The organism is Phaeobacter cretensis, from assembly GCF_047372505.1.
In the GTDB taxonomy this organism is placed as follows: domain Bacteria; phylum Pseudomonadota; class Alphaproteobacteria; order Rhodobacterales; family Rhodobacteraceae; genus Phaeobacter; species Phaeobacter cretensis.
The window spans coordinates 2092179-2111171 of the sequence record NZ_JBKBEU010000001.1 but is presented as its reverse complement, the minus strand read 5'-3'; the positions used below and the strand labels follow the sequence as shown (position 1 = coordinate 2111171).

Annotated in this window: 17 protein-coding genes; 5 read left to right on the top strand and 12 right to left on the bottom strand. The window is 54.8% G+C overall.

Features of this window, described 5'->3' with window-relative positions; genetic code table 11:
* Positions 1 to 121 precede the first annotated feature (121 nt).
* The 10 genes from ACEWZM_RS10080 to ACEWZM_RS10035 form a co-directional block, all read right to left on the bottom strand.
* Positions 122 to 1225, bottom strand: a complete 1104-nt coding sequence (locus ACEWZM_RS10080) for a flagellar basal body P-ring protein FlgI (RefSeq protein ID WP_414006301.1) — start codon at positions 1223 to 1225, stop codon at positions 122 to 124.
* Positions 1222 to 2229 (bottom strand): flagellin, encoded by a 1008-nt coding sequence (locus ACEWZM_RS10075; RefSeq protein WP_414006300.1) that lies wholly within the window; start codon positions 2227 to 2229, stop codon positions 1222 to 1224. Before ACEWZM_RS10075 ends, ACEWZM_RS10080 begins: the two co-directional genes overlap by 4 nt.
* A 3-nt stretch (positions 2230 to 2232) precedes the next feature.
* Positions 2233 to 3681 (bottom strand): flagellar hook-associated protein FlgK, encoded by a 1449-nt coding sequence (flgK, locus tag ACEWZM_RS10070; RefSeq protein ID WP_414006299.1) that lies wholly within the window; start codon positions 3679 to 3681, stop codon positions 2233 to 2235.
* Positions 3682 to 3729: 48 nt separating this feature from the next.
* Positions 3730 to 5052, bottom strand: a complete 1323-nt coding sequence (locus ACEWZM_RS10065) for a flagellar hook protein FlgE (RefSeq protein ID WP_414006298.1) — start codon at positions 5050 to 5052, stop codon at positions 3730 to 3732.
* 102 nt (positions 5053 to 5154) lie between these two features.
* On the bottom strand, positions 5155 to 5991 hold the full coding sequence (locus tag ACEWZM_RS10060) for a flagellar motor protein MotB (RefSeq protein WP_414006297.1): 837 nt from the start codon (positions 5989 to 5991) through the stop codon (positions 5155 to 5157).
* Positions 5992 to 6177: 186 nt separating this feature from the next.
* Complete coding sequence (locus ACEWZM_RS10055) at positions 6178 to 7797, bottom strand: long-chain fatty acid--CoA ligase (RefSeq protein WP_414006296.1); 1620 nt, start codon at positions 7795 to 7797, stop codon at positions 6178 to 6180.
* A 25-nt stretch (positions 7798 to 7822) separates the two neighbouring features.
* Complete coding sequence (locus ACEWZM_RS10050; protein WP_414006295.1) at positions 7823 to 9439, bottom strand: GMC family oxidoreductase; 1617 nt, start codon at positions 9437 to 9439, stop codon at positions 7823 to 7825.
* Positions 9440 to 9727: 288 nt separating this feature from the next.
* Complete coding sequence (locus ACEWZM_RS10045; protein ID WP_414006294.1) at positions 9728 to 11257, bottom strand: heme biosynthesis protein HemY; 1530 nt, start codon at positions 11255 to 11257, stop codon at positions 9728 to 9730.
* Between the two features lie 10 nt (positions 11258 to 11267).
* A complete protein-coding gene (locus ACEWZM_RS10040; RefSeq protein ID WP_414006293.1) occupies positions 11268 to 12635 on the bottom strand; it encodes a COG4223 family protein in 1368 nt (455 codons plus the stop codon).
* 53 nt (positions 12636 to 12688) lie between these two features.
* Entirely contained in the window at positions 12689 to 13456 is a 768-nt protein-coding gene (locus tag ACEWZM_RS10035; RefSeq protein ID WP_414006292.1) for a uroporphyrinogen-III synthase, read from the bottom strand.
* A gap of 41 nt (positions 13457 to 13497) precedes the next feature.
* On the opposite strand from ACEWZM_RS10035, the gene tsaD reads away from it, so the two are divergent.
* Genes tsaD through ACEWZM_RS10010 form a run of 5 tightly spaced genes read left to right on the top strand, consistent with a single transcriptional unit; the run spans position 13498 to position 16690 of the window.
* Entirely contained in the window at positions 13498 to 14595 is a 1098-nt protein-coding gene (gene tsaD / locus ACEWZM_RS10030) for a tRNA (adenosine(37)-N6)-threonylcarbamoyltransferase complex transferase subunit TsaD (RefSeq protein WP_414006291.1), read from the top strand.
* Positions 14592 to 15554 (top strand): NAD(P)H-dependent glycerol-3-phosphate dehydrogenase, encoded by a 963-nt coding sequence (locus tag ACEWZM_RS10025; protein WP_414006290.1) that lies wholly within the window; start codon positions 14592 to 14594, stop codon positions 15552 to 15554. Before tsaD ends, ACEWZM_RS10025 begins: the two co-directional genes overlap by 4 nt.
* A 1-nt stretch (position 15555) precedes the next feature.
* Positions 15556 to 15828 carry a YciI family protein gene (locus ACEWZM_RS10020; protein ID WP_414006289.1) on the top strand — a complete coding sequence of 91 codons (273 nt, stop codon included), beginning with the start codon at positions 15556 to 15558 and terminating at the stop codon, positions 15826 to 15828.
* A complete protein-coding gene (locus ACEWZM_RS10015) occupies positions 15828 to 16250 on the top strand; it encodes an EVE domain-containing protein (protein WP_414006288.1) in 423 nt (140 codons plus the stop codon). The genes ACEWZM_RS10020 and ACEWZM_RS10015 overlap by 1 nt, the downstream gene beginning before the upstream one ends.
* A gap of 44 nt (positions 16251 to 16294) precedes the next feature.
* Complete coding sequence (locus ACEWZM_RS10010) at positions 16295 to 16690, top strand: DUF1761 domain-containing protein (protein ID WP_414006287.1); 396 nt, start codon at positions 16295 to 16297, stop codon at positions 16688 to 16690.
* A 318-nt stretch (positions 16691 to 17008) separates the two neighbouring features.
* Here ACEWZM_RS10010 and ACEWZM_RS10005 read toward each other — a convergent pair whose 3' ends face one another.
* Together ACEWZM_RS10005 and ahcY are read right to left on the bottom strand one after the other, a co-directional pair.
* The gene (locus tag ACEWZM_RS10005) at positions 17009 to 17350 is read right to left on the bottom strand and encodes a DUF2853 family protein (RefSeq protein WP_414006286.1); all 342 of its coding nucleotides are present in this window, start codon (positions 17348 to 17350) and stop codon (positions 17009 to 17011) included.
* Positions 17351 to 17597: 247 nt separating this feature from the next.
* On the bottom strand, positions 17598 to 18989 hold the full coding sequence (gene ahcY / locus ACEWZM_RS10000; protein WP_414006285.1) for an adenosylhomocysteinase: 1392 nt from the start codon (positions 18987 to 18989) through the stop codon (positions 17598 to 17600).
* Between the last annotated feature and the right edge of the window lie 4 nt (positions 18990 to 18993).

Below are 18993 nucleotides of genomic sequence, written 5' to 3'. Positions count from 1 at the left end.
TGCGTATCGTGATCTTTTGCTGACGAGCACGTATAGAACTGAGTAACAGCAAAAGCCCCCGAAACCATATGTTCCGAGGGCTTTCTGATATGGTTGTACAGCTAGTCCTAGCTGCGGCCGGCTAGCGCACCACGAATTCGGCGTGTAGAGCACCAGCAGCTTTCAAGCTCTTGAGTATGTCGATCATATCTCGCGGCGAGACGCCCAAAGCATTCAACCCGGCTACGACTTCAGACAAAGAAGTGGTTTCAGGGACTTCAGCGAGCTGAATACCTTCTTCCTCTTCGATTGCGGCACCGGTTCGCGGCACAATCACCGTTTCACCATCGGCAAACGGGTTAGGCTGTACCACCAGTGGTGTTTCTTCAATTCGCAAGGTCAGGTTGCCCTGCGCCACGGCAACCCGCGAAATGCGTACATCGCTGCCCATTACAATGGTGCCGGAACGCTGATCGACAACCACACGCGCTTTGCGCTGCGGTTCGACAAAGATATTTTCGATCCGACCAACAGCATGGGCCGTCGATCGGCTATTGGTACGCTGCACGTCAATTTCAACTGTTCCGGAGTCTCTCATCAGTGCTACATTGCGCCCAAATTCGGCGTTGATAGCGCGCTCTATGCGACCGGCGGTGGTAAAATCGGGCTCCCGAAGGGCGAGGCGCATCGACGTCAAAGATGAGAGATCGAAATCGATTTCACGCTCAACACGGGCACCAGATGGTATACCCCCAGATGTTGGAACACCCTGTGTAACCGAAGCGCCTTCACCTTCAGCTACTGCTCCGCCGGCAAGAATCGTACCCTGTGCCACCGCATAGATTTGACCGTCGGCCGCATTCAACGGGGTCATGACCAAAGTGCCACCCAGCAGGCTTTTGGAATCGCCAATCGCCGATACCGTCACATCAACAGTACCGCCAACCCGGGCAAATGGTGGCAAAGTCGCCGTCACAAACACGGCAGCTACATTTTTCGGCCGAAACTGTTCACCAGTGACGTTAACGCCCAGCCTTTCCAGGATGTTCGACATGATCTCTTCGGTGAATGGCGAATTTCGCAGACCATCACCAGTGCCGTTTAGTCCCACGACCAGACCATATCCGACCAGATCATTGCCGCGGACCCCGTCAAACTCGACCAGATCTTTCAACCTGATAGCGCTGGCCTGCGCGACCGTCGGCAGCAGTATAACAGTCAGCAGAACTCGAAAGAGCTGCATCATGACAGGAACCTCATTAGGGATAGTTGCGACGTACGGGCCGTAACGGTAAACAGACTCTCCAGCTGGAACTGAGCCTCTTCCAAACGGGTAGACGTCTCATAGCGATCCGCTTGCACCAGTTTGTTGAAAACCAGGCTTAGGCTTGTTTGTGCTGCACCATTTCGTGTCGCAGTTTGTTCAATCCGCCCCTCAACAAAGCCAAGATCCGATTGTATTTGCGTTAGCTGCGTTTGGCTCTCGCGCAACTCGACCCCAGTGCTGCGCAGCATTTCGAACTTTACATCGGTGCTAAGGCTGAGGCTTGGCTCATTAATCAGTGTGGCAATTGCCAGACTCTGCAAAGTCTGCTTGAACCCGTCATCATTGGCTTTCAGCGAAACCGTAACTTCTTCGTTTGGGCCAATTTTTACAGGGTCCATCAAATCCGCAGATCCTTGGTACATCACCGCATCGAATCCAAGAGGATCCGCAAACCAGTCCTTAACCGCCTGCACAATATCGGGAGCGGTGGTAAAGGGCGTCACCGCGGTCACCAATGACGACATCATTGTCCCAATGTCTGCCAACGGTTGCGCTTCTGTATCATTGCCAGCAAACAGACTGCGCCCCGCGGCTTCACCGTTCAAGGATCGGATCGCCTCAGTCAGATACACCTCTGCCTGGTTAGACAGTTGCTGAGATATCTCATCATTTGGCGACGTTGTAACCGCAAAGATATCGCCCGTCAGCTTTGTGACGTTATCAGAAATCAGCGCTATGTTAGACTGTGTCGAGGAAGCAAACAGGGCAGCTTCGTTGTTGGCAACCTGAAAGGATTCAAGGCGATCCAAGTTCCGTTCAACATCAGACAAATAGGTTAGATCACCACCCAATTTTTGCGTCAACTGAGATGCCTTGCCGGTGCTCAGTTCCTGCGTCAGCGTCGAAATACTATTCTTAAGGTCGACTGACCGATTGCGCAGGAAAAGATGCTGAGCCATGTCTCCATATGAGTTCAATATCATTCGTCAAATCCTCAGAAGCGTTTCCATCAGATCATCAACCACGGAAATCATCCGGGCGTTGGCCTGATAAACTTTTTCAATCACGATGAGATTTTGCAGTTCCGCATCGCTGTCGACACCCTGCGCCAGTTCGCGCTGGTGCATTTCGGTATAGGTCGCAGCCGCAAAAGCGGTATTTTGTTCTGCAACATTTTGACTCTGCGCAAAACGTGACAACAGGTTGGCGCTCAGAGTACTAGCATCCAGATTTGCAGTCCCCAATCCGACAGAAGATACTGAGCGCTTCGCTTCCAGTGCATCCGCATATGCACGCAACAGGGTCGCATCACCCACGTTCCCCGGCGACGCAGCGTTCAAACCGTCCCGCAACCGCCAAGTTTCAGCCTGCCCTTGCATCGCAATCTTGTCATTTAGCTCTATGCGGTTCGCGATCCCTACTGTGTTGGCGGGATCAAAGAACGCACCCTGATCGGTAAATATTCCCGTGTCGGTAGCCCCCAAGGTCGGGTCAAGCGCTGGATCCTGAAAACGTTCGATGAGGTCCTTAGCCATAGCGTCCAGATCCTCTTGTGCGTCGACGGTCAGTACGTCGCGCACTTCAAACTGGGCCGCCAACGTACCACCACGAATGGGACTACCCGAACCAGTGGCAACATCAATCCCGTTGATCTGAAGACCAGATAGCAGGCCATTTCCAAGGGTCATGTAAGGCAGTGTGTCCGACTTGCCGTCAAAGGTCAGCTCGGCAGCCTGTCCGTCAAGCAACACCGCTCCCCCTTCGGAAAACAGCGCGACCTGTCCGCGGTCACGGTTCACAACCTTGACCGGAATGATCTGATTCACCTCATCAATCAACAGATCTCGCTGATCATAAAGCGACGCAGAATCAGACCCTGTTGCCTGGCTGACCGCTATTTTTGCATTCAGCTTTTGGATTCTTTCCAACGATTGATTGACGGTATCAACCTGCACGTCAATTGCCCTATCGGCAGCCGTTCGCTGATTCCGGAGCCCCTCAGCGGCATCAGCAATCGAGCGTACCAATTCCTCGGCTTGAACAGCTAAATCGTTTAGGCGTGGACCAGAATCCGGGCGAGAAATCGCCTCAATTATACCGGAATCAAAATCCGTCAACCGTTGAGTGATCGAATAGGGATCATCGGCGCTGCCGACCAATTCGGTCATACGTCCGAAAAAGTCCGACTTCACTTCGGCAACGCCGACCTCTGAATTGGCGGATCTCACGCTGGATTGCAGTCCGGGGTCGTTGAGCCGCTGAACGCCGCCAACCTTTACCCCGCTGAAACCGTCCCCGGCGCTGCTGAGCGCTAGGCTTCGACGTGAATACCCTGGGGTCAGAACATTCGCCAGGTTCTCGGATACGACTGACGTTGAGCGGCCAGCCGCCGTCAGCCCGGTCATAGCGGAGTTTAGTGCACTTGTAATGGACATAGGTCATCCAGCCTTTGCGCAATTGTAGATCAAAGGAAAAAGCGATTATTAGCGCTTGATGTTGGTGGTTTCCTGCAACATCTCATCCACAGTCTGAATGACCTTTGCGTTAGACGAATAGGCCCGCTGTGTCTGGATCATGTTGGTCAGTTCACCCGCAACATCGGTCGCAGATTCTTCACGGGCATAGCCAAGAATATCACCTGTCGGACCTTCACCAGCATTCCACAGGAAGTAAGAACCACTTTCGCTGGATGGCATATAGGTCTGTCTATCCATCGCAATCATACCGTTGGGATTAGGCAGATCAACAAGTGGAATCTGGTAGACTACGCGGGTAACGCCAGTGTCGTAATTGGCATGTACGAACCCGGATTCGTCAATTTCGACACCTGTGAAGTTTCCGACCGGTGCGCCATCCTTGGAGATGGATGCAGGGGCAAAGGTGTCTGATAGCTGTGTCAAACCATTGTCATCGCCCAGTGTACCAATGTTAATCTCCATCGGGCCACCCGCTACGCTCACAATGATAGACCCAGTTGCCGGATCATAAGCCCCACCAGTTGTATCGGCGACCGCATTCAAAGCGCCACCGGAAGTCCGGTTATCATCAAATGTCAGGGTGTATTCCCCAATCGGCGTTGCACCGCTCGCCGTGTCAGTGATGATCATAGTCCATTCGTTCGACTCCCCCGTCGCAGGAACGGTTGGAACAAACTCAATCTGTAAGCTCTCAGATTTGCCGAGGTTGTCATAATATTCAATCGTTAGGTTTTCGCTGGTTCCTGACGAAGTCGACTCAGTCGCAGTCGCAGGCAGGTTCACACCTAGTGACATCTCGGTTGTTGGCTCACCGGACAGCTTGTTCACATTGAAACGTACCGGCTCTAGAGCATCTGATGTATCCCGCGCGTATGGTGGGATAGTTCCGTCAGATTGTGCCGGCCAGCCCATCAGAACCAGACCAGATTCGGTCGCCAGCAAGCCATCTGCGTTTGTGCGGAACGACGCAGTGGTCGTCAGCATCATCTGCGGGTTGGCTGCACCGGTCTCAACCTCGTTCATAGACGTCACCGGCAGCATTCCCCGGCCACGAACCGCAAGGTCAGTCGCATTTGAGGTCGATACCAGCGGCCCCCGCTCGTCGATCAGGCGCACATTGGTCGTGCGTACACCGCCCGCCGAATATGTTCCGCCAGATGAGCTCATAACCATTGAATGGAAATCCGTCTGAACCCGCTTATAGCCGGCTGTCGAGGAGTTCGCGATATTGTCGGAAATAGAGGCCAGTCGGCTGGCATTCGCAGTAAGCCCGGCAACACCGGCATTAAGCGAGGAAGAGATTGTCATGGATACGCCTTTCTGCTGCATCGAATCTTTCTTGATGCAACAGCTAGCCGATTGCCCATTAACGGGCGGCTAACAGATAAAATTGTCTGCTCTGTTAGCCGCTGGCAAATGATGATCCATAGATTATTTCCGCAGGAGTATGATCTCGATCCGGTTATTTCGCGCTGACATCGGGTTGGTATCTGTCAATTTGCGATCCGCATGACCCGTTACCCGATGCATCCGCTTTGACTTCGTCCCGCCTGCTTCAAGCAACATTCGAGTCGCATCAGCCCGTGAATGAGACAATTCCCAAACCGGATTATCGGCAACGACAACCGCATGGGATCGTGTATGCCCACCAATGGCGATATTGTTTTCAACAACTCCGGTGACACGTGACACCATCTGCAAGATATCGCGGAACAGCAAAGTCGGCTCGGTCGTCCCCTCTTGGAACAGTGGCGAGTCCTCGGTATCGAAAAGCTCGACCACCAATCCCTCATCTGTGACGCGGGTAATGATGTGCTGTGCCATCTCAATCGAGACCATGCTTTCGCCACCTCGCCCCTTCAGCTGCTCTTCCAGTGCGCGGAATAGCTCGTCAGCGGCTTCGCGTTCCTCGTCCTTTTCAACGCCCGTATCGCCCTTGGCTTGCTGCGCATCGACGGGATGTGTATCGGACGCTCCGGTGCCATTCTTGGGCAGGATCTCCTCACTTAGCATACTGTCGCCGCTAAATGCCCCGTTGCCGCCGCCAGAAACCCGGCTCAGCGGAATGGATGGCGAAAAGTAATCCGCCAACCCTGTTCGTTGTTTCTCAGTCGTTGCGTTGAGCAGCCACATCAACATGAAGAAAGCCATCATAGCAGTTACGAAGTCCGCATACGCGACCTTCCAAGCTCCGCCGTGGTGGCCATCGCCACCACCCGATTTTTTCTTCTTGATGATAATGGGCGCCACACTTCCTTGTGCGCTCATATCCACCACCTATTTTCACCCACTACCGGAATATCAGGCGGTGTCTTAAGTGAGGCTTAACAGATAAATTTGCCGGCAGTTAAGATGCCGAAAACGCCTGTTTCAAGCCAACTGCTTGTCAATTCGACGCTTGTTCCGCTGTTAACTGCCACCGAATGGAGCCTTTTACGGCAGAAGTGCCAGATATCAAGCGTCCTGTAGAATCTCTGAATATGAGTCCCGCAGCTTGTTTTTCAGCACCTTTCCGGTCCCGCCTAATGGCAGCGTATCAGTAAAAATCACGCGGTCCGGCACCTGCCAGCTGGCCACTTTGCCCTGATAATGCGCTAACACATCAGTTTCAGTCACCTCAGGAATGCGCTTAACAGCGATGACAACCGGGCGTTCATCCCATTTGGGATGTTTGGCCGCAATAGCCGCTGCCTGAGCGATATCAGGGTGAGACATTGCGATATCCTCAAGCTCTACTGTCGAGATCCATTCACCGCCAGATTTGATAATGTCCTTGGATCGATCCCGGATGATCATATAGCCATCACCATCAATCGTGGCGACGTCGCCGGTATCGAACCATCCGTCTTCTGTCAGAGCCGTCTCTTGGGTGCTGAAATAGCTGTCGATCACCCAGTGCCCGCGGATTTGCAAGTTGCCTTGGGTTTCACCATCGTTGGGCAGAACCGAACCGGCATCGTCTACGATACGCAGATCAATACCGTAGGGCGGACGCCCCTGTCCTTCGCGCAACTTGGCCTGTGCCTCGGCATCCAAAGCGCCATGTTTTTGTAGCAATTGGTTCAATGTGCCAATGGGGCTGGTTTCTGTCATGCCCCAGGCATGAACCAGATCCACACCGTATTTGTCACGGAAAGCCGGAATCATCACTGTAGGTAAGGCCGAGCCGCCGACAATGGTCCGCTCGAGGCTCTCGGCAGTGCATCCGGTTTCCTCCAACCCCTGCAACAAGCCCATCCAGATGGTTGGAACACCCAGTGCCACCGTGACCTTTTCGGCGTCAATCAATTTCGCGAGGCTCACACCGTCCAGGTTCGGCCCCGGCAGTACCAGTTTCGCCCCGACTGCGGCTACGATGTAGGGCGTACCCCATGCATTCACGTGGAACATGGGAACCACCGCCAAAACCGTATCCCGCGCACGCAGGGCAAGCCCATCAGGTTGATTACCGCCAAGCGTATGCAAAACGCTGGTCCGGTGCGTGTACTCAACGCCCTTAGGATTCCCAGTTGTCCCCGAAGTATAACACAAGCTCGACGGCAGGTTTTCATCCAGGTCGGGCCATGAATAGTTGCCAGTCTCACCCCCGCACAGTTCATCATAGAACAAAACATCGTCAATTTGCGCCGCGATGCCAGCATCCCGTGGGCCCATCACTACGATATGCTGCACCGTCGCAAACTGTTCGCGCAACTGCGCCACTGCCGGAACAAAGGTGGTGTCGATGAACAACACCTGATCCTCAGCATGGTTGATGATGTAAACCAGCTGCTCTGGTTTAAGGCGAGGGTTGATAGTGTGGCAGACAAATCCGCCCCCGGACACACCGAAATAGATCTCAAGGTGGCGACGATTGTTCCAAGCGATGGTACCGCAACGCGCGCTCTGCGTAATGCCCAAGCGGCCCAATGCTGCTGCCAGTTTGCGCGCATTGCTATCAATTTCGCCCCAAGTCACATGCACAGTTTCGCCAGAAGTCTCGACAGATGTAACCGTAGTTCCACTGTGAAATCGCCCTGCGTGTTCGATCAGGGATCCTATGTTCAGCTGTTTGTGCATCATCTTGCCAGGCATCGTCGTCTTCTCCAAAATTGAAATGTTAGGCGCGGGCCATCGCGCCCCGAATAATATCTGCCGCTTTCTCCGCGATCATGATCGTTGGGGCATTTGTATTCCCGCCAATCAGCCGCGGCATGATTGATGCATCGACCACGCGCAAACCCTCCAACCCATGGACACGCAACAATGGATCCACCACCGCCAAAGGATCGGTCCCCATTTTGCAAGTGCCAACTGGGTGATAAATTGTATCAGCGCGCGCGCGTATGTGGTGTTCCAACGCCGCGTTATCAACGTCACCGTCGATAAACAGCTCTTTATCAACATAGCTCGCCAATGGCTCTGTCGCTATGATCTTCCGGGATTTGCGTACACCCTTGATCAATACAGCCAGATCATCAGGGTCTGCCAAAAATCTTGGGTCAATCCGAGGCCGCACCGCGGGATCAGCGCTGACAAGGCCAACCGAACCTCGCGATTTCGGCCTAAGCACACAGATATGGCAGCTGAAACCATGCCCCAGATGTAATTTGCGGGCATGATCATCAACGATCGAAATTACAAAATGCAGCTGTATATCAGCGCGATCTTCGGACGGATCTGTCTTTAGAAAGGCAGCCCCTTCCGCAAATGGCGTCGCGATCATGCCACGCCCGGTTTTGCGCCAGTTCCAAATGTGGCGCAGCAGAGAAATGCTACCAGGCAGGGAAATCCCGAAATTGTTGCGATCCTTGGATTTATAAGCCAGCGTGAAATCCAGATGATCCTGCAGATTCTGGCCAACCCCCGGCAGCTCATGCACCATCGCAATCCCGTGCGGACGAATATCTTCAGGGCGCCCAACACCGGACAGTTGCAATAGCTGTGGAGAATTGAAAGCCCCGCCACATAGGATTACCTCCTGACGCGCACGCACCTCTTTCTCACGTCCACTGTGTCGATAGCTGACGCCAACTGCCCGCTTGCCCTCGAAGATAATGCGGGAGGCTTGTGCACGCGTGATCACTGTCAGATTGCTACGGTCCATCACCGGATGCAAATAGGCCGCCGCCGCTGAGCATCGCTCACCATTACGATTTGGTGAGTGAAACTGCGTCACCTGGTAGTGGCCAATCCCCTCGTTGTCGCCAGTGTTAAAATCCGTCCGATGGCGGATTTGCAGCGATTGACCCGCCTTGATGAACGCCTCCGTAATCGGGCGGGGAGACTTTTGATTGCTGACTTGCAGAGGGCCGGTTGCCCCATGCAAGTCATCAGCGCCACGCTCATTGCTTTCGGATTTACGGAAATAGGGCAGCACTGATTGCCAGTCCCATCCCTCACACCCCAGCCCGGCCCATTCGTCATAATCCTTGGCATGACCGCGTATGTAGAGCATCGCGTTGATCGCGCTCGAGCCGCCCAGCGCCTTGCCGCGTGGCTGATAGCCTCGCCGCCCGTTTAATCCGGGTTGCGGCACAGTCTCGTAGGCCCAGTTATTGATTTTCGGACGCCCGGGCAACATAGCGACAACGGCTGCAGGTGCACGTATCAACAGCCCGTCACCGCGCCCACCAGCCTCTAACAAGCAGACCGAAACAGCCGGATCCTCGCTAAGACGTGCGGCCAGCGTCGATCCCGCTGAACCACCCCCAACGATCACATAATCCGCCTCCATCACCGCCTCCCTCCATAGCGCAGACCAACAACACTCCTCCGCTGCCTGCAGATGAGCGCTGCTTTCGCAAAGACTGTCCACTCTGACGGTGCGTCATCTCTTGAGCAACGGGTTAGGCAAAGGCCGGATAAGAAAAAGGAAACTGGTGCCACTGATAGGACGCGTACTCACGCGTCTATCAGTGCGAATGATATGCTCAACTGTTTGAGCTGCAGAGGAAGACAGCCCTAGTCAGGTCCTGCGCAGATTGAACGGCGCCCCCTAAAATAGGCGCGCCGTCCTTAAAATCTATTTTGCACGTTCGGTTTTATATTCCGCCTTGCCGCCGTCAGTGGTTTGCGATGCCTTCGGATCATCAATCTCTGCGACCTCCGCTTCAACATCGCTCTCTAACAACTCGATATCAGAAACCTCAGAACCCACTGGGACATTGCCACCGTCAGTAGTGCCCATAAGCAATGGCAGGACCTGCGCTCCTGTTGCACCAACGATTTCGGGTGCTTCGGGACGACGCCAACTGAGGGTATCAAAGCTGGCGCAGTTCTCGCAGACAGGCGCCCATTCGGCATGAATATGGTTGCAGGTTTCGCAAACCCATTGCGGCCCACGTGGCGCATTCAGTGCCCGCGTCAGCCAGCCCTGGATCACTGCATCCGAGGCCCCTTCGCCCTTTTCTATCGCTGCCATCAACGTCAGCGCGCGTGCATCGGGGGTGCGTTCGATCAAATCACCCAACGCACGGCGTGCCTCGGGGAAATCCTCCGCGACAATATGCAATTCAGCCATGACCAACCGCGTTTCGTCATGCTGCGGTGCCAAGCGCGACAACTGGCCAAATCGCCTTACCCGTTCTGCCGCTGTCTCAGTTGGCTCCACCTCTGCAAAAGCATGCGCGAGATCCGGGTGAGGCTGTACTTCCCAGGCCTTTTTCAAAACCCTGATGGCATAGCGCTTCTTGTCACGTGCAAGGTAAGCTCGGGCCGCCATAGCCGCCGCTGGCACCAGATCAGGAGAGAGCCGGTTGGCCTCAATAGCCTGTTCCTGCTGCTCAAGAGTTGCTCCCTCGTCCAAAATTGCCTTGGACGCGGACAACGCCAGTACCGCATCGCGACGTTTATAGACATCCCGCGGCAGGGTGCCTGTCTTCAACTTGGTTGTCAGTGTCTTGCGAGCACCCGCCCAATCCTGCGCTCTCGCCTGAAGCGTCAGTAGCGTGTCTTGCACTTCTTCGTGCTTGGGCCGCAACGCCAACGCCTTCTCCGCCAATTGGCGCGCAGTGTCAGTATCGCCCTCGGACAGCTTCTGTTTCATAATCCCGCGGACGCCGACAAACCGGGTGGATTGATTACTGACAAGGCGTTTGTAGGCAGCGGCAGCCTTCTTTGTATCACCCGCCAGTTCTGCAGCTTGCGCGGTCAGAAGATCCGTCAATTCAGGCTTTTCCAGATATTTCTCCGCGCGGGCGGCCTTGGCCATCGCCAATCGGCCCTCGCCAGACGCAAGCGCCATCAGCCCATCAGAAAGTGCCTGATACCCCTTCCGCTCGCGGCCTTTGTCGAAATAGCGAGAAATTGCAGTCTCATCACCGTTGAGGAAACGCAGCGTCGCCAGCAGCAACGACAGCAGTTTGAACAAAACCCAAACGGCGAACACCAGCACCGCCAAGGCAATCACTGATTGCAACGCACTCAGGGTGTATTCGGTTCCCGCGACAGTGATCTGCACGCCCCCCGCCGTTTCCGTCAGCAAAGCAGCACCAAAGGCAAGCACTGCAATAATCGATACAAAAACGAGAATCTTCAACAATGACCAGAGCATGGCAGCTTCCTTATTTGGCGTTCAGGCTTTGGGCCAATTCATTCACGGCGGTAGACGCAGCGATACGCGCACGCACAGCGGCTTCCCAATCAGCTAGTGGCGCGCGCGCGGTTTCGGGCAGTGCCTGCAAGTCGACCAGCGCCGCCTGCAAATCACCACTTTGGACAGCAGCCTCCACGCGAGACAACACTGCATCAGGATCATCGCCATCACGCGGCGCGACCGAACGGGCACCAAGTTGACGCCGCACATAGGCGGCAATACCGCCGGTGCCCTTCGTTTCCTGCCGGGCCTCGGCAAGTGCATCGCGCGCAGCAGGGGCAAACCCATCGCGCAGGCTTGATTGGCTAGTGACACCGGCTTCGGCCGAACCAGCCAGAGCGTCTGGCACTGTCACTCCGACGGCCTGAAGTTCAACGATCATGCCACTAAAGCTGGTGCCTGAGTCGATTGAAGACCGCAGCCGTGCAACGATGGTCTGGGCACTGGCAATACGTGCAGCCTCGGCACTGGCAGCGTCCATCGCTCGCGCATCCGCAACCATCTTCTCAACCTCAGAACGCTGCGCAGCTAGACTGTCCTGAAGCTTGCTCAGCTCAGCCTCAAAAGCGGCAACAACAGCTGGGCTTGCCGCATCGATGATAGGGCGGCTTTCCAGTGCATCCACACGGATCGCCAGCACATCCACTGCCTCGACCCAGTCAGCATTGTCAGAAGCTGGTTCAACGGACTGCAATTCCATTACGCCTTGCGTCAACGCGTCAATCTGCTGCTTGAGAGGCATCAGATCAGAAGCAGCGTTTGCCGAAACACGTGTTTCCAGCTCTGCGATCTGGGCATTCAGGTTGTTTTGCAACTGCTCAAGTGCTGCAGCATCAACGGACTCTGCTGCGCGCCAGGACGGAGGCATAAAATCGCCTAGAATATTTGTCTGTCCCGCAACGAACCCAAGCCCGGCGGCGACAACACCACCCAACAGTGCCGCGCCAAAGCCACCTCGTTTTTCAACGATGCGTTCTACCTCAATCGCGGGGGGAGGCGCTAGAATAGGGTCATCTGAGGATTGATCAGTGTCTTCCCCCTCTGGCTGTTCAGCGTCAACTAACTCACTCGGGTCGCTGTCTGTGTCGTGCATTTCTGCTTCATCATCCGCAAGATCAGTGGCGACATCTTCCTCCGCAATTAAATCAACACTTGAATTTGCATCATCGGACTTGGCCGTGTCTTGCGTTTCCTCGATCTCACTTGTGTCATCGGCGGACGTCACAGTTTCCGTAGAAACATTGTCCACAGTTGTCGTTTCGTCAATGTCCGGATTGGAGATAGACAGCTGGCTCTCCTGTGCCTGTGTCTCATCGGATGTTTTTTTGTCAGCCACGCCGACGTCCCCCTCGATTCTCAAAATCACATAACATCAACTCGGCAATAAACTTACTGTGCCGATGGCCCACCCTCAACCCGCACCAGTTCAGCTGCGGCATCACGCATCACCCTAAGCATCTCTCTGGCGGTTGGAGACTTACATATCCGTAAGTCATTGCATTTCAAGCTCTTCAGTGGTTCCGCCACTGCTTCACTAAATGCAATGAGATGGAGCTCTGAGCGATATGGCGCCAATTTGACAAATTGACGAGCAGTGCGTGGTGAAAAAAGCGGCACAATCAGAGAAGACTGCGCATCAATTGCTCTGCATGCATCATCGTCATAGCTGAGCAGAATCTGATCATAGATCACAAGCTCCCTACAGCTAACCCCCGCCTGTTGAAGTCGCCGCGCGATATCACCACGACTGTGGACGCCGCGCATGTGAGACACCGGACTCGTGGGCGGCGCTGCGACCAGCGCATTGACAAGCGTATCAGCATCCTGCCCGCAGCACAGCGCCTGCCACCCAGCTGACTGCGCCGTCTTTGTTGTACGCTCACCGACACAATATGCCCGCTGGCCTGCAGCCGGTTGGGGCGCAAACTGCACGGCATTGGCAGAAGAAAAGATTACATCGCCAGCGTAGAACCCATTTTCCAACTGAAACGGTACCAAATTCATGGGCTGCGCATCAATCAAAGGAGCGTAAATGACCTGCAGGGCAACACGAGTGGCTGTTGGCAAATCTTCCACAAACTGCTCTGACGCCGCACGGGGTCGCGTCATCAATAGGCCGACCATCGCACTCCCCTCGGGATTGTTCGTCATTGCCATAGGTGGTAGCCCCAGCAGGAACACGATGCAACGGTAACGCCATGATACAAAGCCTCACCCTATTGGGATTGGAAAGCAGCTGTGATGACACAGCAGCCGCTGTTGTCCGGCAATCTGGTAACGGCGCAGCCGAGGTGCTTTCGTCTATCGTGTTCGGCCAGACCGAGCTCCACAGCGCCTTTGGCGGTGTCGTACCCGAGATTGCCGCCCGCGCCCATGCTGAAAAACTGGATCATTGTGTGCGTGATGCGTTGAATGCTGCCAACCTAAAATTGAGCGATATGGACGCTATCGCCGTTACAGCAGGTCCTGGGCTGATTGGTGGCGTGATTTCTGGCGTGATGTGCGCCAAGGGATTGGCCGCCGCGACTGGACTACCACTAATTGGGGTCAATCACCTCGCAGGTCATGCGCTTACACCACGGCTTACGGACGCCATACCCTATCCCTATCTGATGCTTTTGGTTTCCGGTGGCCACTGCCAGTATTTGATCGTGCGTGGGTCAGAGGATTTTACCCGGCTTGGCGGGACGATTGACGATGCGCCAGGTGAAGCATTTGATAAAACCGCCAGACTACTAGGTTTACCGCAGCCCGGCGGGCCAGCAGTGCAAAAAGAAGCCGAAACCGGCGATCCTAAGCGATTCCGTTTTCCACGTCCCCTGCTGGATCGCCCAGATTGCAACTTGTCATTTTCAGGACTTAAGACTGCGCTGATGCGCATGCGTGACCAAGTCGCCGCCGAAAAGGGCGGTCTGACGCGACAGGACCGCGCGGATCTATGCGCAGGTTTCCAAGCTGCGGTGGCTGACGTTCTTGCTGAAAAAACCCGCCGGGCGATCCGGATCTATTTAGAGGAAAGCCCCAATGGTCCGGCAGTTGCAGTGGCTGGTGGCGTCGCAGCAAATACAGCCATTCGTGCGTTGTTAGAGACCGTTTGTTCCGAAGCGGGCGCAAGGTTCATCGCACCACCGCTAGCACTATGTACGGATAACGCGGCGATGATTGCCTATGCCGGTTTGGAACGTTTCCGAAATGGAGCACGGGATGGGATGGATCTCGCAGCTCGGCCACGTTGGCCACTGGATCAGACCAGCCCAGCAATGTTGGGTAGCGGGAAAAAAGGTGCCAAGGCATGAGTGTAGCGATACTTGGCTCCGGCGCATTCGGCACCGCGCTTGCGATTTCGCTGGCAAACAACGGGCCAGTTACCCTCTGGGCACGAGACGTCAGCCTAGCCCGGGAGATGCAAGACACCCGTCGCAACCACCGACGCTTGCCCGATGCTACGCTGCCTGATGCATTAACGATAACCAGTGACTTAGAAACCGCGACGCAGGCCGAAACAGTTTTGCTGGCCGTTCCAATGCAAACCTTGCGCGACTTTGTCTCTCACAATTTAAATCTTCTACGCGACCGCGCGCTTGTAGCATGTTGCAAGGGTATCGAGCTTAAGACCGGTTCGGGACCACTTGTGGTGATCCGCAGCTGCCTGCCTGAAACGCAGTCCGCATTGCTGACCGGCCCGAGTTTTGCTGCCGACATTGCAAAGGGGTTGCCAACAGCCCTGACACTGGCCTGCGACAGTCATGCGCTTGGTCGGCGGTTGCAACAACAACTGACCACAAGAAACCTGCGGCTGTACCGCACTACAGATACTGTTGGAGCAGAAATTGGCGGTGCTCTAAAGAACGTAATGGCTATTGCGTGTGGTGCAGTTGTAGGCGCAGGCCTCGGCGATAGCGCACGTGCGGCCCTGATGACGCGGGGGTATGCTGAGATGCAACGCATGGCGCTTGCTGCCGGGGCAAAGGCCGATACGCTGGCCGGCCTCTCAGGCTTTGGCGATCTGACACTGACCTGTGGCTCTAATCTGTCAAGAAACTATCGTCTCGGGCTGTCGATTGGCCGAAATGAGGAATTTGACCCCAATATCACGGTCGAAGGTGCCGCAACAGCGCGCGCCGTTCACGCAGATGCAAAATCCCGGAATCTCGATATGCCCATAACCGCCATCGTTGTAGACCTGCTCGATCAACGCTTGACGATTGCTGATGCCGCCGCTCAACTGCTTGCAAGACCATTGAAAGAGGAATGACATGCTGATTGCCCTGATCGCGCGCGATAAACCCGACCATTTGCAAACCCGAATGGACAACCGCGCAGCACATCTTGCCTATATCGAAGAAACCGGTGTGGTCGCACAGGCAGGTCCGCTGCTGGATCAAGACGGCGGCATGGTTGGCTCACTCATCGTCCTTGACGTAGAAGATATGGCCGCAGGGCGGACATGGGCGGACAATGATCCCTATGCCAAAGCGAGCCTATTTGAAGCGGTTGAGCTGATCACCTGGAAAAAGGTTATTGGCTGATGGCATATTGGCTGTTCAAATCCGAACCCTCGACCTGGGGCTGGCAAGACCAGCTAGCCAAAGGTGAGGCGGGCGAGGAATGGGACGGCGTGCGCAACTATCAGGCGCGCAATTTTATGCGAGACATGAAAATCGGCGACCGCGGATTCTTCTATCATTCAATGAAGGAGAAATCCGTGGTCGGTATTATAGAGGTCTGCGCTGCGGCGCACCCGGATAGCACAACCGACGATCCTCGTTGGGAGTGTGTAGATATAAAAGCGATCCGCAGCTTTACGACGCCTGTAACTCTCGACCAAATCAAGGCGGATCCCCGCCTAGAAGAAATGGTCTTGGTGAAGAGCTCTCGATTGTCTGTACAGCCCGTTACAGCCAATGAATGGGCCATCGTCTGCGACTTGGGGCAGACAGACCCCGATTGATCTGACAAGATTATCCTGCTGACGTAGGGCCTTGGGAGAGATCAATGGAAATTCTGAACGTTGTCGCCGCCGCGATTGCCGGGTTTGTTCTAGGTGCAGTCTGGTATGGTGCTCTGGCTGAACCTTGGATGAAGGCGGCAAAAGTACCGCGTGATGAGGAAGGCAAGCCAGCTGGCGGTCAAACCCCCGCAGTATTTGCTGCGACCTTTGCATTGCAGCTTATCGTCGCCGGTATGATGCGCCATGTCTTTGCGCTATCGGGCATTGATACGGTTGGCGGAGGCCTCATTGGTGGCTTGGGTGTGGGGCTGTTTTTCATCACACCCTGGATCATGATCAACAATCTATACAGTGTAAGGCCATTGCGCCTGTCAATGATTGACGGTGGATATGCGGCTCTGGCCTGTAGCGCGATGGGCGTGGTTTTAACACTGTTTTAGACCCTAAGCTGGCACGAGATCGGTTGCCGAAAATAGAAAAGGGAAGATCCGACCATACGGCAGGATCTTCCCTTTCACCCCACGTGCTCCAATTCCACCACACGTGTTCGTAAATTTTTGATCCTGGCCGTCCTGACCGGTACCTGTACGATAGGCTGACGGATGGTGATTCCGCAAAGGCAATACAGGTAAAATGCAATACATATACAACCTGAGCCTGTTCAAATCGGTCTCGTTTAGATCAATCTATGATGTCGAATGCAAAACGCCCGCCGGATCTATCCGACGGGCGCATGTCAACGGTCGTCTATCGCTTGATTAGTTGTAGACAGATTCTTTCCCGAAATGCTTGGTCAGCATGTAGTAGACAACGGCGCGGTATTTGTTGCGCTCGGACTTGCCATAAGTCTCGATCACGCTGTCGATCGCGGCCATCAGCTCAGGGCCATCAGCAAGGCCTAGCTTTTTGATCAAGAAGTTGTTTTTGACGGTTTCGAGCTCCGACTTCTGGCTTCCAGCAACAGTCGACGCATCAGCGTTATAGATGGCCGGACCACAGCCGATAGTGACTTTCGTCAGCAGATCCATATCCGCTTCCATGCCACATTTTGTTTTCAGATCACTTGCATATTGCTCGATCAGATCGTCGCGTTTTCCCAAAACTCTCTCTCCCATGCTATTCAGCGGAACTATTGTTATCGTCAGGCAAAGCGCCCGATCAGTTCTTATGCCAGCAGCTTAGCCGTAGAACAGAACAGGGCAACTGGGAATTTCAACACTTAGTGATCATTTCCGGACGGCTCCACATGGTTTCGGCCCAAACAGAGTATCTTGTAAAAAAACACCCCGCCTATGGCGGGGTGCACTAGTGGGTCATTCACGCCCTGCACAAACAGGGCGGACCTGATCAGTAGCGATAATGCTCAGGCTTGAACGGGCCTTCCGGTGTGACACCAATATAAGCGGCTTGTTCAGGTGCCAATTTCGACAGCTTGACGCCAATCCGATCCAAATGCAGGCGAGCGACTTTCTCATCCAGATGCTTCGGCAGGATATAGACGTCATTCTTATACGTCTCACCGCGTGTCCACAGCTCCATCTGCGCCAATACCTGATTGGTAAAGGATGCCGACATGACGAAGGAGGGGTGACCTGTCGCATTGCCAAGGTTCAGCAAACGGCCTTCAGAGAGCAGGATCAAACGGTTGCCCGAGGGCATCTCGATCATATCAACCTGTTCTTTGATGTTGGTCCACTTGTGGTTCTTGAGATTGGCAACCTGGATCTCATTGTCGAAGTGACCGATGTTCCCGACAATCGCCATGTCCTTCATCTCACGCATATGCTCGATGCGGATGACATCCTTGTTGCCGGTGGTTGTGATGAAAATATCGGCGCTGTCGACAACATCTTCTAAGATCACCACCTCGAAACCGTCCATCGCAGCCTGTAGGGCACAGATCGGATCGACTTCTGTGACTTTAACACGGGCGCCCGCACCGCGAAGCGAAGCTGCAGACCCTTTGCCCACATCACCGTAACCGCAAACCACCGCGACCTTGCCGGCCATCATGGTGTCGGTTGCGCGGCGAATTCCGTCAACCAGCGATTCCTTGCAACCATATTTGTTATCGAACTTGGACTTGGTCACCGAATCATTCACGTTGATCGCGGGGAAGGGCAGCTGACCTTCTTTCACAAGCTCATAGAGGCGGTGCACGCCGGTGGTGGTCTCTTCGGAAACGCCTTGGATGTCCTCACGGGTCTTGGTGAACCAGCCAGGGGTTTCGGCCATGCGCTTTTTGATCTGGTTAAAGATCGCCTCTTCCTCTTCAGAAGTCGGCACTTCGATCAGACCGGTTTCGCCGGCCTCTACGCGCGCACCCAGCAGCACATAGAGGGTCGCATCACCGCCATCATCCAGGATCAGGTTCGCACCTTCGGGGAACTGGAAAGAACGGTCCAGATAATCCCAATGTTCTTCAAGGGTCTGACCCTTAATAGCAAAGACCGGTGTGCCACCCGCAGCAATTGCAGCCGCAGCGTGATCTTGCGTCGAAAAGATATTGCAGGACGCCCAGCGCACATCCGCACCCAGCGCGACCAGTGTTTCAATCAGAACCGCGGTCTGAATGGTCATGTGAAGCGACCCGACGATCCGGGACCCTTTCAGCGGCTTGCTGTCACCGTATTCGTCACGCAGGGCCATCAGGCCCGGCATTTCGGTCTCGGCGATGTCCAGTTCCTTGCGGCCAAACTCGGCCAGCGCGATGTCCTTGACGATGTAATCCCCGGGCATTGCG